This window comes from Janthinobacterium sp. BCJ23, from assembly GCF_059617945.1.
In genome coordinates, this window is record NZ_JCAQAW010000002.1 from 39,506 (window position 1) to 54,563 (window position 15,058).

Sequence of the window (15,058 nt, forward strand, 5' to 3'; positions counted from 1 at the left end):
TGGCGTAGCGGAAAGTCCCGCGCGCCTGCATTGCCTGACATTAGAAGCTGACTGCCCAAAAAACGCCAGTTAGAGACCCATCCCGCAGCATGCGGGAAAGGCACACGACGGCGAGCAGATCGCCCGGTTCTAGCGGAACCGGCAAAAAATCAACTTTATACAGGGCAATAACAACAATGATGTCATTCAATCGTTTGACGATAGGCGCGCGCCTGAGCGCAGGCTTCGGGCTGCTGGTGCTACTGATGCTGGTACTGGCCGCCTTCGCGCTGCTGCGTATCGGCGCCATCTCCGGCGCCATGGACGCGCAAGAAAAAGTCCAACTGGAAAAACTCGAACCGCTGTACGTGGCGCGCGAAGCGCTCGATCAGACGGGCCTGGCCGCCCGCAACGCGTATATCTTCCATGACCAGGCCGCCGCCGAAAAAGAGCTGGCCATCCTCGACAGCCAGAAGGCGCTGTACCTGGACGCGCTGGCCCGGCTGGCGCCGCAGTTTGTTGGCGATGCTCAATTCGAGAAAGTCAGCACGGGCTTGAAAGCCATGGCGCAGGAATTGCAGCGTCCGCGCCAGTTCCGCGCCGCAGGGCAAATGGACCAGTACGGCACCTTCCTCGTCGAAGAGTGCAGCCCCCTGCGGCGCCAGATCGTCGCCGACATCGACACGGTGCTGAAATCCGTGCAGCGCGAATCGGAGCAGGCCAGCGTGGCCGCGCGCGCCATCTACGGCCAGTCCTTGCGCTGGATCGGCGTGCTGGCCGCGCTCAGCGTGCTTATTTGCATTGCGGTCGCCACCGTCATCACACGCGGCCTGCTGCGCCAGCTGGGCGGTGAACCGGCGTATGCGGCCGCGATCGCCGGGCGCATCGCGCTGGGGGAGTTGGCCATCGACGTGCACACGCGCCACGGCGACGACAGCAGCCTGCTGTTTGCCATCAAGACCATGCGCGACAACCTGGCCGCCATCGTCGGCAAGGTGCGCCATGGAACGGAAAGCATCGCCACGGCGTCGACCGAGATTGCCACGGGCAACCGCGACCTGTCGCAGCGCACGGAGCAGCAGGCCGGCTCGCTCGAGGAAGTGGCGTCATCGATGGAAGAACTGATTTCCACCGTGCGCCAGAATGCGGACAACGCCCAGCAGGCGAACCGCCTGGCGCGCGAAGCGTCGAAGGTGTCGGAGCAGGGCGGCAAGGCGGTAGCGGAAGTGGTGCACACCATGGGCCTGATCAATGCTTCGTCGAACAAGATCGTCGACATTATCGGCGTGATCGACAGCATCGCCTTCCAGACGAATATCCTCGCCTTGAACGCGGCCGTGGAAGCGGCGCGCGCGGGCGAGCAGGGACGCGGTTTCGCCGTCGTCGCCACCGAGGTGCGCAACCTGGCGCAGCGCTCAAGCGCCGCCGCGCGCGAAATCAAGGCCCTGATCGACGACTCCGTCAGCAAGGTGGGGACCGGGACATTGCTCGTCGAGCAGGCCGGCGTCACCATGCACGACGTGGTGGCCGGTATCGGCCGGGTGACGGGCATCATGGCCGAGATCAGCCACGCCACGCAGGAGCAGGGCGCCGGCATCGAGCAAGTCAACCGCGCCATCGTCGACATGGACCGGGTGACCCAGCAAAACGCGGCCCTGGTCGAGCAGGCTGCCGCCGCCGCGCAGGAATTGCAGCAGCAGGCGGCGCAGCTGGAACAGGAAGTGGGCATCTTCAAACTGGCCAAGCCGGCCAGCGGACCGCTGCGCCTGGCGGCTTGAGGCCGATGGCGCTTTAGCGCGGCGCGCGCCAACCGGCATATTCCGCGCTACAATGAGCGCTGGATCACCGCCAGGACGACTCATGCAAGTGCGCAGCAGCCATGATCTATCCAGCCCGGACGACGACAAACCGGCGCCGCCCGTGCTGCAGTTGGCCCTTGCCGGTCTTGGCTGGGGCTTGCTCACCTGCATGCTGTGCTTTGCCATCCTGTTCGTCACGAAATGGCTGCTGCCGCCCGAATACTGGGGCGCGCACACGGGCCTGTCCAAGTTCAAGCGCGAAATGTCGCTGCCCCTGCTGGTGTTCTGGGTCGTCATCTATTCCCCCATCCTGGAAACCTTCCTCGGCCAGCTGCTGCCGCTGGAAATCCTCCGTCGCCTGGGCGCCAGCCGGCAGCTCAGCGTTTTTATCGGCGCCATCCTGTGGGCCATCGTGCATTTCATCAGTGGCGGCCTGCTGCACGCCATCGTCGCGCTGGGGTCCGGCGCCATGTTCAGCTTTGTCTACCTGCGCTACCGCGGCCCCAGCGTGGCCGTTGCCTACGCGACAACGGCGTTTGCGCGCGCCTGCAACAATATCGCCATCCTTATCGCCGTGTTCTACGGCCTCGACGCCTGAGTCGCACCATTCCGAAGCAAGTACGGCACCAGCGCCGCCAGCGCCACGGCCAGCAGCGCCAGGCCGACCAGCAACTGGCGGAAGGCGGCGTCATAGCTGGCGCGCAGCAGCGCTTCCTGGCCGCCCAGCAGCTGTGTTGCTTGTTGGATATCACCAAGCGCGGCGCGGCTGGCGGCGGCCAGCACCGGTAAATCGGCCGGCAGTTGCTGCGCCAGGCCTGCACCGATCAGGCCGGCCAACAAAGAGCCCGCCAGGGCCAGCGCCACCCCATCGGCACTGACGCGCACGGTATTGAAGATGCCCGTCGCCATGCCGGCCCGCTCCGTTTCCACCACGCTCAGGGCCATGCCATCCATCAAGCCCCACGGCAAGCCGATGCCCACGCCGATCAGCAGCAGGGGGCCGGCCAGCGCCGCAGTGCCGCCATGGCCCAGCACTTGCGCCAGCCAGGCCAGGCCCGCCGCGGCCAGCAGCAGTCCCGCCGCGCACAGGGCGCCCGTCTTGACCCAACGCGACAGCAGCGCCGCCAACACGGGCACGAGCAGCAGCGGCGCGGCCAGGGCGATCATCAGACGGCCCGCCGCCAGCGCGGACATGTTATCGATGCCGATGAAACGCCCCGGCAGCATGACGATGAGCACGATGAACAGGAAGGCGGGCGAGGCGGCCAGCACTTGCACGGCGACAAAGCGGCGCTGGCGGAACAGCGACAAATCCAGCATGGGCCGCGCCGTCCTGCGCTCGATGGCGACAAAGGCGAGGGACAGCAGCACGGATGCGGCGAGGGACAGCAGCACGGCGCCGTTGCGCCAGCCGTGTTCGGGCGCCAGCAGCATGCCCAGGGTCAGCAGGCCCAGCGCGGCGCTGAAGCTGATGGCGCCAGGCCAGTCCAGCCGGCCCTGGCCGCGCGCCGGATCGGACGGCACGCTGACCCATACCAGCAGCATGCCGATGGCGCCCAGTGCGGCCGTGGCATAAAAGATGGCGGGCCAGCGGGCCAGCGCCAGCATGGCGCCGGCCGCCAGCGGACCGAAGGCCAGGCCCAGGCCGAACGTCGTGCCCAGCACGCTCATCACGCGGTTGCGCGCCGTGCCGTGGAACAATGGCGCCAGCGACGACATGGCGGCGGCGAACGCAGCTGCGCCGCCCAGCCCCTGCACGAAACGCAGCGCGGCGATCCATGCCACCGATGGCGCGACGGCAATGGCCAGGGTCGCCAGGCAAAACAGCGCCAGCCCCGCCAGCCAGACGCGGCGCCGTCCCAGCACGTCCGTCAGGCTGCCGGCCACCATCATGGCGCTGCCATAACTGAGGATATACGCATTGATGACCCAGTTCAGGGCGGCGGCGCTGCCGTGCAATTCGGCGCCGAGGGCGGGCAAGGCGACGGCCGGGCCCGTGAAGCACAGGGGTATCAGCAAGCCCGTCAGGCAAGCGGCCAGCACTTGCAGCGGGAGTGAAAGAGGTGAGGAAGAGGACATGGGTGTCGGATATGAAAGAAAGAGGGGCGAGTATGGCGCGCCCATCATTGAAGAAAAATGGGCTAAACTGATCAACATATCGGACAAGAATGTCTTCAATGGAGTTCGCATGGATAGCTTGGGTGGCATCGCCATGTTCGTGCAGGTGGCCGACAGCGGCAGTTTTTCGGCCACGGGCCGGTTGCTGGGCCTGTCGTCGTCGGCCGTCGGGAAAAGCGTGGCGCGCATGGAGGCGCGGCTGGGCGCGCGCCTGTTCCAGCGCAGCACGCGGCACCTGGCGCTGACGGCGGAAGGGGAAAAATTCCTGCAGCGCTGCAAGCGCATCCTGGCCGAGGTGGAAGCGGCCGAGCGCGAACTTGGTGAATCGGGCGGCGCGCCCAGCGGCCGCCTGCGCATCAGCCTGCCACGCTACGGCGGCCTGTTCGAAGCGGCCATCGCTGCGTTCATGCAAGCCTATCCCGCCATCGACCTCGACCTCGATTTCTCCGACGCCATGGTCAATATCGTCAGCGACGGCTTTGACGCGGCCGTGCGCACGGGCGAACTGGCCGATTCAAGCCTGATGCGGCGCAAACTGTGTACGTTCCGGCGCCTGCTGGTGGCGTCGCCCGCCTACCTTGCGCGCCACGGCCGGCCCGCCGATGGCACCGAACTGATGCGGCATCAGCGCCTCGATTACCGTTTTCCCGCCACGGGCCGTGTGGAACAGTGGCCGCTGATGGACGAGGCTGCCCAGCCGGTGCCCGGCATGGTGTGCAACAGCGTGGAGATGCGCGTCTTCCTGGCCGTACAGGGGCAGGGCATCGCCTACCTGCCCGCATTTGCCGTGCAGCGCGAGCTGGCGGCGGGGCAACTGGTCTCGCTGCTGGACGAGCATACGCAGGCGCGCACGGCATTCTGGCTGCTGTGGCCAGCCAGCCGCCACCTGCCGCCGCGCTTGCGTGTATTCATCGATTTCTTGGTGCAGCAATTACAGGATCAAACTTTTGGAGCTTTGCCATGACACAGGATGCTTCCCTGACGCCCTTGCAATTGCATGTGGCTGGCGCCACCGTGCGCCATGACCACCCGTTTGCCATGCCGGCGCTGCCGCCGCAGGAACCGCTGACGGCGGCCCTGCGCGACGGCTGGGTGCGGCCCCTGTACATGGGCTTGCACCAGCCCCAGGCGCTGGCGTGCGCGCAGCGGCTGGCGCAGGCCGACGCCACCGTCATCGCGCGCCTGCTGGGGCAATTCGACTGGCGCAGCCGCACGGCGGGCGCCTACCTGGCCGCACTGACCGGACAGTCCGCTTTCACGGACCAGCTGGGCGGCCTGCTGCTGGCTAGCGAGGTCTGCTACGCGGGCAGCGCGTATTGTCTGGCGCTGGCTGTTTTCGACACGCCAGCCAGCCGCGACTACCTGCACCGTTATCTTGCACATTACCTTTGCCAGCCGCAGTTGCACTTTGATCAGGAGCAAGCGATGGCGGCCATTGCCTACCTCGATGGCCAGCATGGCCGGGATGAGGCGGCCCGCCACGCGCCAGCCTGGACCGGTTTCGCCGCCAGCCGCCCGGGCCTGGCGCTGGACGACGCGCTCGCGCAATTTACTTCCCGCATGGCCGCCTTGCGCGCCTTGCAGGCCGCAGCGCCTGGCAAATAAGCGCCATCTCCCCAAACTGTGGCGCCGTACGTATTGTTGGCGGCCTACTTCGCGCTTTCCATGGATGCCACTGTGTCGAAAATAGGCGCCAGCGCGCTTTCCATGGCGCCGGCGGTCGCGTCGCCGCTCTGGTTGGTGATGATGAAGACCCCAAGCTGATATTGGGGAACGATGTAGGCGTAGCTTTGCGCACGTGGCACGCCGCCATGGTGTACATAATGCGTGCCCAACTGGCGGTTGTTGCCGATGTTCCAGAAATAGCCAATGCTGAAGTCATCCTGAAAGCGCACCAGCGGCTTGTGCGATTCGGCGACCGCGCGATGGGTGCCCAATTGCAGGCGCAGGTATTTCGCCATATCGGGCATGGTTGACTTCAGGTTGCCGGCCGCCCCCCAGGGCAGTTGCGGCATCGGTGTCGTGATGACGGGATTGTCGCTGTGGTAGCCGGGCGCCAGCCGGCCGGCATCCTGGGCTGCGATTTTCAGCCCGGTATCGCGCATGCCGGCTTCGCGCGCGAGGAATTGCGCGAGCAGGTCTGCATAGGGCATGTCGTAGATTGTTTCGAGCGTGTGCGCAATGAGTTCGGTACCGGCGCTGGAATAGGCGTAGTCCTTGCCAAGCGGACCCTTGATGCTGACCGTATGTAAATCCTGCCAGAATTGCTGTTGCCCGTAGTTGGCATACGCTGCATTGAGCTTTGCCGGCGTGGCGTGTGCCGTGAAATCCTGCAATATGGCGTTCACCTGCAATGGCAGCATGCCCGGCATGGTGCTGGTGTGCGTGATCAAGTGGCGCAAGCGCACGGGCTGGCCTTGCCACTGCAGGTTCGGGTAGGTCCCCGGCAGGTAGTTTTGTATGGGATCGTCGAGCGCCGCCTTCCCGTCCAGCACGGCGTTCGCCAGTAGCAGGCCAGCAAAAGTTTTGCTGACTGAGCCGATTTCATACAGCGTTGTATCGTTCGGCGGATTGGCTTTGCCGGTCTCCAGCTCGCCCTGATGCAGGATGAATTCCTTGCCGCGATAAACGACGGCAATCGAGGTCGCGTGCAGCAATGGTGACTGCAGCAAAGTGGTCGCGGTCTGGCGCATGGCCGCAGGAATGTCGTGCGCAGATGCCGTGGCTGCTGGCTTGCAAGCTGCCAGCAGCAGTGTCATTACAGTGATGCTTGCGGCGAGTTTGGTCATCATGCGCACCATCGAGGGGGGAGGGGCATTCTCGCACAATGGCTACAGCGGTGACAGAAAAAACTTGGCAAAAATCTCATCTTCTTTCTTCCATGCAGTGTGACATTTGCATGACAAATAACAGTGCCTGTCCCGATTGCGCGTCATTAAGGCGTGCATGCGAGGCGACGCTCAAGCGCTCGCCGTCCATGCGCCAAAAGTGCCGGACCGTTGAAGGTGCACGCTGAATGGCAAGTGGATGCGGCCGGAACTTTTGCCTTGCATGCCGGCTTGCGCCGGCATATTCAATCTTGGTTTTAAGTTTAATGACAGGAAACTGCAACATGACTGAAAACAATGCATCTGGCTCCAGCGTCTCCGCCATCGACGCTTACCTGAACAGTTCGGCAGCCGCCGCACAGCGCTTCACGGGCACGGCGAACGCGGATATCCTTAGCGGCACCACGGGCGCCGACGTGCTCGAAGGCCTGGCCGGCGACGATACGTATTACGTCAACCACAGCGGCGACGTGATCGTCGAACTGGCCAACGGCGGCAGCGATACCGTCTACACCAGCGTCAATTACACGGTGGCCGACAACGTCGAGAACGTGCGCCTGGCCGCAGGCGGCCTGACGGTAACGGGCAGCGCCAATACCAATAACGTCTTTTTCGTTGATGCGGCCGGTGGCAACAGGATCGATGGCGGCGGCACGGGCAACATGGTCAATTACACGGCGTCCAGCACGGGCGTGACGGCGACCTTGTCCGGAGCGAATGGCCCGGTGACGGCGCCGCCCGGCAGCGATGTGCTGCTCAATATCGCCAACATCGCCGGCAGCAAGTTCGATGATGTCCTGACCGGTAACGAGCTCAAAAACGCCCTCGTGGGCGGTTTTGGCAACGATATCCTGCGCGGCGGCAAGGGCGACGATACCCTGGCCGGCATGCAGGGCGACGACACGTATATGTTTGCCCGTGGCGACGGCGCCGACATCATCGTTGAAGGGGAAGAGGCGGCCAGCCATAACGTCGTCTCCTTCCTGGCCGGCGTAAATGCCGACCAGCTGTGGTTCCGCCAGGTGGGCACGGCGCTGGAAGTGAGCACCATCGGCACCGGCGACAAGATCACCATCAACGCCTGGTTTTCCAGTGCGGCGCCGCGCATCCAGGAATTCCGCACGGCCGAAGGCCGCGTGCTGCTGGGCAGCGACGTGCAAAACCTCGTGCAGACAATGGCGGGCCTGGCGATGCCAGCCGCTGGCCAGCTGACCTTGCCAGCGGCAACGGCCGCCGCCCTGGCGCCGGCGCTGGCGCAGAACTGGCGCACGGAAGGACCGAACCAGCCCGGCAATGGCGTCTTTACCGGCACGGCGAACCCGGACATCATCCTGGGCACGGCGGGCGCCGACGTGATGGCGGGCCTGGCCGGCGACGACACGTATTACGTCAACCACAGCGGCGACGTGGTGGTGGAGCAGGCCGGCGGCGGCCGCGATACCGTCTATGCCAGCGCAAACTACACGCTGGCCGCCAACGTCGAAGAGGTGCATGTGAGCGCCGCCGGCCTGACGGTGACGGGCAACGGCAATGACAACGTGTTCCACGTCGATGTCGCCGGCGGCAACGTGCTGCGCGGCACCGGCACGAACAGCACGGCCACCTATGCGGGTTCCAAGGCGGGCGCGACGGCCAGCATCGTTTCCATCAATGAATCCCATGCGGCCCGCCCGGGCAGCGATGTGCTGGTCAATATTTCCAGCGTGACGGGCAGCGGCTATGACGACGTACTGTCCGGCAACGAGCTGGCCAATACCCTGGCTGGCGGCCTTGGCAACGATACCTTGCAAGGCGACAAAGGCAGCGACGTGCTCACCGGCGGCCTCGGCGACGATACCTATGTCTTTGCGCGCGGCGACGGCGCCGATGTCATTACCGAATCGTCCGCCGATGCCAATTACGACACCGTCGCCTTCCTGGCCGGTGTCAACATCGACCAGCTGTGGTTCCGCCAGGTGGGCAATGACCTGGAAGTGAGCACCATCGGCACCACGGACAAGATCACTATCCGCGCCTGGAACGCGGCTGTGCCGAACATCGAGGAATTCCGCACGGCCGCCGGCCACGTCATGCGTGGCGCCGACGTGCAGCTGCTGGTGCGGGCGATGGCGAACCTGACGCCGCCGCCGCTGGGCCAGCTGACCCTGCCGGCTGGCACGGCCGCCGCCCTGGCGCCCGCGCTGGCCCAGGCCTGGCACTTCAACGGTCCCACGCAACCGACGGGTCCAACCTTTGTCGGCACGGCGGGCGCCGACGTCATCAATGGGAGCACGGGCGCCGACCTGCTGCAAGGCCTCGGTGGCGACGACACGTATTACGTCAACCACAGCGGCGACTTCATCGATGAACGGGGCAATGGCGGCAACGACACCGTGTACACCAGCGTCAACTATACGGTGGCCGATAACGTCGAGTACGTGCGCCTCAGCGGCCCCGGCCTGACGGTGACGGGCAGCGCCTATACCAACAACGTCTTCCATGTCGGCACCGCCGGCGGCAACGTGCTCGACGGTGGCGGGGCGAGCAATTCGCTGTCCTACGCCACTTCCACTACGGGCGTGACGGCCGCCTTTGCGCCCGTTGGCGGCCCGATGACGGCGCGCGCGGGCAGCGACGTGCTGGCCAATTTCAATGCCGTCATCGGCAGCAAGTTTGATGACGTGCTGACGGGCAATGAACTGAAGAACATCCTGCTGGGCGGCCTCGGCAACGATATCCTGCAAGGCGGCAAGGGCGATGACGCGCTGGCCGGTACGCTGGGCAACGACACCTATGTCTTCGCCCGCGGCGACGGCGCCGACATTATTTCCGAGGCGAACGAGGTGGGCAGCCGCGACGTGGTGTCCTTCCTGGCCGGCGTCAGCGCCGAGCAGCTGTGGTTCCGCCAGGTGGGCACGAACCTCGAAGTGAGCACCATCGGCACCACGGACAAGATCACCGTCAATGGCTGGTATGCGGCAGCGGGGGCGAACATCGAGCAATTCCGCATGGCCGATGGCCGGGTCTTGCTGGGTAGCCAGGTGCAGAACCTCGTGCAGGCGATGGCGGGCCTGACGCCGCCAGCGGCTGGCCAGCTGACCTTGCCTGCAGGCACGGCCGCCATCCTGGCGCCGGTGCTGGCGCAGAACTGGCGCGCCGCGCAACAAGCGCTTGCCGCCAGCCAGGGCGGCTTCGGCGGCTGGCAGGCGGATTCCGCGCAGCTGGTGCAAGCGATGGCCGGCTTTGCCGTGCCGGCGGCTGCATCGGCGCCATGGTCAGGCCACGGCAATCCGTCGACGCAGATCCAGCTGGCGGCAGTCCATTAATCAGTTGACATAGCCAGATCCACCCTCACGCAGCCGGGCCGGGGCGACCTGTCACGGCCTGGCTGCGCCATTGAATCTCTGATATTGCCCGATGACAGTCCTCTCCCACCGCAACGATACGCCGTCCTTGGAAAAAACCGCGCCCGACTCGGGCTTGCTGTCGCTGTTGCTGATGGCCAGCCTGCACGGCATCGCCGCCGATGGCGCCCAGCTCAAGCACGCTTTCGGCCAGGCCGTGTTCACGCGGCAAACCGTGCTGCTGGCCGCCAGGCAACTTGGCTTGACGGCCAAACTGGTGCGCCAGGCGCCCGAAAGGCTGGCACAAGCGCCGCTGCCGGCCATCGCCATCGATACGGATGGCCGTTTCTTTATCCTCGGCAAGGTCGAGACGGGCGCTGACGGCGTGAGCAAGGTGCTGGTCCAGCATCCGGGCCAGCCGCCGCAAATCCTCGGCCGGGCAGCCTTCCTTGCCGCCTGGACGGGCGAGCTGATCTTTTTCACCAGCAAGGCCAGCTATGCGGGCGAGACGGCACGTTTCGACTTCAGCTGGTTCATTCCCGCCGTCGTCAAATACCGCAGGCTGCTGGGCGAAGTGCTGCTGATCTCCTTCGTGCTGCAGCTGATCGGCCTGGCCACGCCCCTGTTTTTCCAGGTGGTGATGGACAAGGTGCTGGTCAACCACGCGATGAAAACCCTGCACGTGGTGGCTATCGGCCTCGTGTGCGCCATTGTCTTCGAAGCCGTGCTTGGCCTCATCCGCACCTATGTTTTTGCGCGCACCAGCAGCAAGATCGACGTGGAACTGGGCGCGCGCCTGTTCCGCCACTTGCTGGCTTTGCCGATCGCGTATTTCCAGGCGCGCCGCGTGGGCGATTCCGTGGCGCGCATCCATGAACTGGAAAATATCCGCTCTTTCCTCACCGGCAACGCCATGACCCTGGTGCTGGACCTGCTGTTTTCCTTCATCTTCATTGCCGCCATGCTGTGGTACAGCGCGGCGCTCAGCGTCGTCGTGCTGGTCTCGATTCCCGTCTATGCGGCCCTGTCGATGCTGCTCACGCCTGTGTTGCGGGGCCGCCTGAACGACAAATTCAACCGCAGCGCGGAAAACCAGTCCTTCCTGGTCGAAACCATCAGCGGCGTCGATACGCTCAAGGCCATGGCCGTCGAGCCGCGCTGGCAGCAGCAGTGGGAAAAGCAGCTGGCCGGCTATGTCTCGGCGGGCCTGTCGGCGAATAACATCGGCATGCTGGCTAGCGGCGGCGTGACGCTCGTGAGCAAGCTGGTGACGGCGGCCATCATGTGGTGGGGCGCCACCCTCGTCATCGACGGCAAGATGACGGTGGGCGAACTGGTCGCGTTCAATATGCTGGCCGGGCAGGTAGCGTCGCCCATCTTGCGCCTGGCGCAGCTGTGGAACGATTTCCAGCAAGTGGGCATCTCGATGAGCCGGCTCGGCGACATCCTCAACGCGCGCGTGGAAGCGGGCAGCCAGAAGGCGCGCCTGCCGCGCATCGCGGGCGCCATCGACTTCCAGCAAGTGGGTTTCCGCTACCGGCCCGATGCGGCCGAAGTGCTGCGCAATGTGTCGATTGCCATTGCGCCCGGCGAAGTGATCGGCATCGTCGGGCGTTCCGGTTCCGGCAAGAGCACCTTGACGCGGCTGGCGCAGCGCCTGTATATCCCCGAACGTGGCAAGGTGCTGATCGACGGGCAGGATATCGCCGTCATCGACACGGCCTCGCTGCGGCGGCAGATCGGCGTCGTGCTGCAGGAAAATATCCTGTTCAACCGTTCCGTGCGCGACAACATCGCGCTGAGCGACCCGGCGCTGCCCATTGACGCCGTCATCGCCGTGGCGAAACTGGCGGGCGCCCACGATTTCATTTGCGAGTTGCCTGAAGGCTACGACACCATGGTGGGCGAGCACGGCACGGGCCTGTCGGGCGGCCAGCGCCAGCGCATCGCCATCGCCCGCGCCCTGATCGGTGATCCGCGCATCCTGATTTTCGACGAAGCGACGAGCGCCCTCGATTACGAATCGGAAAAGATCATCCAGGACAATATGCGCGGCATTTGCGCGGGGCGCACCGTGCTGATCATTGCCCACCGCCTGTCGGCCGTGCGCGAAGCGCACCGCATCGTCGTCATGGAGCGGGGGCAGGTGGCCGAACTGGGCACGCACGACGCGCTGCTGGCGCAGCCGGGCGGCATCTACGCCCATCTGTACAGCCTGCAGCAGGGCACGCACGGGAGCGCAACAGGGGACGCAACATGAGCGCCGGCCACCGCCTGGCCGCTTATGGCGAGCTGTTGCAACGTTACGGCCAGGTGCTGCGGCACAGCTGGCGCCAGCGCGCCGCCTTGAGCGGCCCCGTCCTCAGCGAAGACGAGGCGGCCTTCTTGCCGGCCGCGCTGGCGCTGCAGGAGCGTCCCGTGTCGCCGTCGCTGCGCCTGACGGCCAGGGTGCTGATGCTGCTGGTCGGCTGCGTCGTGCTGTGGGCGGTCTTTGGCCAGGTCGACATCATCGTCAACGCGGCCGGCAAGATCATTCCGTCCGGCAACACCAAGACCATCGCCTCGGTCGACGTGGCGGCCGTGCGCGCCCTGCACGTGCGCGAGGGGCAAGCCGTGAAGGCGGGCCAGCTGCTGGTGGAACTCGACAGCCGCGGTCCGGACGCCGAACGCGACAAGGCCGCCGGCGACGCCGTGGCGGCCGCGCTGCAAATGGCCCGTTCGCGCGCGCTGATCGCCGCCATCGACAGCTTGACGCTGCCGAAGCTGGCGGCGCCCGATGGCGCTTCCGCCGCCCAGCGCGAGGAAGCGCAGGGCCACCTCGATGGCCAGTACGCGAATTTCCGCGCCAGGCTCGCGCATCTCGATGGCGAGATTGCCCGCTATGCCCAGGCGTTGCCGCTGGCCACGCAGCGCGCCGGCGACTACAAGGCGCTGCTGGCGACGCGTGACGTGGCCGAACACGCGTGGCTGGAAAAGGAACAGGCGCGCATCGACCTGGCAGGCCAGCTGGCGTCGGCCCGCAGCGAGCGCGCGGCCCTGGTGGCGCAGACGCGCAAGGACGCCTACGACGCGCTGGCGGAAGGGGCCAGAGTGGCGGCGGCCAGCGGCCAGGACGCGCGCCGTGCGGGCGCCCGCGGCAGCCTGCTGCGCCTGACGGCGCCCGTCGACGGCACGGTGCAGCAACTGAAGCTGCACACGGTGGGCGGCGTCGTGCCGGCCGCGCAGGCGCTGATGCAGATCGTGCCGCGCCAGGGCAAGCTGGAAATCGACGCCGTGCTGGAAAACCGCGACGTCGGCTTCGTGCAGGTCGGGCAGGCGGTGGCCATCAAGGTCGACGCCTTTGACTACACCAAGTATGGCACCGTGCCCGCCGTCGTCAGCAGCGTCTCGCGCGACGCTGTCGAGGATGAAAAGAAGGGTCCCGTGTATGCCGTCAGGATCACGCTGCGGCAGCCGTCGATCGTCGTCGACGGCAGATTGGCGCCGCTGTCGGCCGGCATGGCCGTGCGCGCGGAAATCCGCACGGGGACGAGGAGGGTGATCGAGTACGTGCTCTCGCCGCTGGTACAGCACCAGAAGGAGGCGCTGCATGAACGCTAGACGCCGCGCCATGACCGCCATTGCCATCGCCGCCAGCTTGCTGCTGGCCAGTGCTGCGGCGCAGGCGGGCGAGTTCGAGGCCGCGCCATGCCCGTCCGATTACGAGGCGGGCGTGCCCTTGACCCTGCCGGCGGCCGTCGACCTGGCCCTGTGCCGCAACGCGCAGGTGCATGGCGCCTGGGCCGGCATACGGCTGCAGGCGGCCGGCGTGGGCGAGGCCAGAGCCGCCTTTCTGCCGACCCTGAATGCGGGCCTGAGCCGGGTGCACGACCGCACGGCCTATCCGGGCGCCAGTACGCCGTCCGGCAGCTTGAACAGCAATACGGGCTCGCTCAATCTGTCCTGGCGTCTGTTCGACTTCGGCGGGCGCGCGGCGGGCCAGCGTTCGGCGCAAGCCTTGCTCGACGCGGCCCTGGCCAACCGCGACGCCGTGCTGCAAAAGACCCTGGCGGCCACCGTCAGCGCGTATTTCGACGCGCAGACGGCGCGGGCCAACGTGCGGATGCGCGAGGAGTACCGGGCGCTGGCCAATGAAACGGTGCTGGCCACGCAGCGCCGCGCGCAGCGGGGACTGGGTTCGCACAGCGACACCCTGCAGGCGACGAGCGCGCAGGCCAAGGCGGCCCTGGGCGCCAGCCGCGCCGATGGCGAGTTCCAGAAGGCGCACGCTGTGCTTGTCTATACGCTGGGTTTGCCGGCCGAGGCGGGCGTGGTGCTGGACGACGATGCGGCCGAACCGGCGGCTGGCCTGCGTGAAGATTTGCACACCTGGCTGGCGCTGGCCCAGGCGCGTCACCCGGCCATCGTGGCCGCGCAGGCGCAGCTGGCGGCCGCGCGCGAACGGGTGGCCGTGAGCGAGTCGGAAGGCCGTCCCAGCATCGACCTGACGGCCAATATCTACCAGAACGGCCGCCCCAACCAGGGCTTGTCCGCCGCGTCCATGCGCGAAACCCTGGTGGGCATCTCATTGAACATCCCCCTGTTCGACGGTTTTGCGCGCCACTACAAGGTGCGCGGCGCGCTGGCGCAGGCCGGGCAAAGGGAAGCCGAGGCGCAAGACGTAAAGCAGCAGACCCTGATGGAACTGGTGAAAACGCATGCGGAAGCGAGCACGGCGCTGGCCAACCTGGCCGCCTCGCAAGCGTGGCTGGACGCCGCGCGCGATGCCCAGGCCAGCGTGCAGCGCAAGTTCGGCCTGGGCGCGGCCGATATCCTGGAAATGCTGAACACCCAGTCGGCGCTGCTCGAGGCGCAGCAGGAACGCATCCGTTGCCAGGCGGAATGGCGTTCGGCCCGGCTGCGTCTGCTGGCCAGCGCCGGCGTGCTGGGACGGGAGGCCATTGCAGGTCGCTAACAGGCGCATTCCGCGCGCCATGCCGGCGCAATTGTGACTATATTAGCGTAGCTAATC

The 15,058-nt window shown here is 66.2% G+C and carries 10 protein-coding genes; 8 read left to right on the top strand and 2 right to left on the bottom strand.

What is annotated here, in order from left to right; genetic code table 11:
• Positions 1–176: 176 nt before the first annotated feature.
• Entirely contained in the window at positions 177–1,757 is a 1,581-nt protein-coding gene (locus AC54AG_RS06205; protein ID WP_496629742.1) for a methyl-accepting chemotaxis protein, read from the top strand.
• A gap of 82 nt (positions 1,758–1,839) precedes the next feature.
• On the top strand, positions 1,840–2,376 hold the full coding sequence (locus AC54AG_RS06210) for a CPBP family intramembrane metalloprotease (protein ID WP_058049555.1): 537 nt from the start codon (positions 1,840–1,842) through the stop codon (positions 2,374–2,376).
• On the opposite strand, the gene AC54AG_RS06215 is transcribed toward AC54AG_RS06210, so the two are convergent.
• Positions 2,358–3,857, bottom strand: a complete 1,500-nt coding sequence (locus AC54AG_RS06215; RefSeq protein WP_456131002.1) for an MFS transporter — start codon at positions 3,855–3,857, stop codon at positions 2,358–2,360. The genes AC54AG_RS06210 and AC54AG_RS06215 overlap by 19 nt on opposite strands.
• A 109-nt stretch (positions 3,858–3,966) precedes the next feature.
• On the opposite strand from AC54AG_RS06215, the gene AC54AG_RS06220 reads away from it, so the two are divergent.
• Together AC54AG_RS06220 and AC54AG_RS06225 are read left to right on the top strand one after the other, a co-directional pair.
• Positions 3,967–4,860 (top strand): LysR family transcriptional regulator, encoded by an 894-nt coding sequence (locus AC54AG_RS06220; RefSeq protein WP_496629743.1) that lies wholly within the window; start codon positions 3,967–3,969, stop codon positions 4,858–4,860.
• Positions 4,857–5,501, top strand: coding sequence for a DUF6000 family protein (locus tag AC54AG_RS06225; RefSeq protein WP_496629744.1), 645 nt, complete (start codon positions 4,857–4,859; stop codon positions 5,499–5,501). Before AC54AG_RS06220 ends, AC54AG_RS06225 begins: the two co-directional genes overlap by 4 nt.
• Positions 5,502–5,545: 44 nt before the next feature.
• Here the strand turns inward: AC54AG_RS06225 and AC54AG_RS06230 are convergent, their stop codons facing one another.
• Positions 5,546–6,688 (bottom strand): serine hydrolase domain-containing protein, encoded by a 1,143-nt coding sequence (locus AC54AG_RS06230; protein WP_496629745.1) that lies wholly within the window; start codon positions 6,686–6,688, stop codon positions 5,546–5,548.
• 320 nt (positions 6,689–7,008) lie between these two features.
• Here AC54AG_RS06230 and AC54AG_RS06235 point away from each other — a divergent pair, with 320 nt between their 5' ends.
• The 4 genes from AC54AG_RS06235 to AC54AG_RS06250 all read left to right on the top strand — a co-directional run bounded on the left by AC54AG_RS06235 (position 7,009) and on the right by AC54AG_RS06250 (position 15,001).
• Complete coding sequence (locus AC54AG_RS06235) at positions 7,009–10,029, top strand: beta strand repeat-containing protein (RefSeq protein WP_496629746.1); 3,021 nt, start codon at positions 7,009–7,011, stop codon at positions 10,027–10,029.
• A gap of 91 nt (positions 10,030–10,120) precedes the next feature.
• Positions 10,121–12,307: a type I secretion system permease/ATPase gene (locus AC54AG_RS06240; RefSeq protein WP_496629747.1), complete on the top strand. Its 2,187-nt coding sequence runs from the start codon at positions 10,121–10,123 to the stop codon at positions 12,305–12,307.
• The gene (locus AC54AG_RS06245) at positions 12,304–13,647 is read left to right on the top strand and encodes an HlyD family type I secretion periplasmic adaptor subunit (protein WP_496629749.1); all 1,344 of its coding nucleotides are present in this window, start codon (positions 12,304–12,306) and stop codon (positions 13,645–13,647) included. Before AC54AG_RS06240 ends, AC54AG_RS06245 begins: the two co-directional genes overlap by 4 nt.
• Positions 13,637–15,001: a TolC family protein gene (locus AC54AG_RS06250; protein ID WP_496629750.1), complete on the top strand. Its 1,365-nt coding sequence runs from the start codon at positions 13,637–13,639 to the stop codon at positions 14,999–15,001. The genes AC54AG_RS06245 and AC54AG_RS06250 overlap by 11 nt, the downstream gene beginning before the upstream one ends.
• Positions 15,002–15,058: the final 57 nt, after the last annotated feature.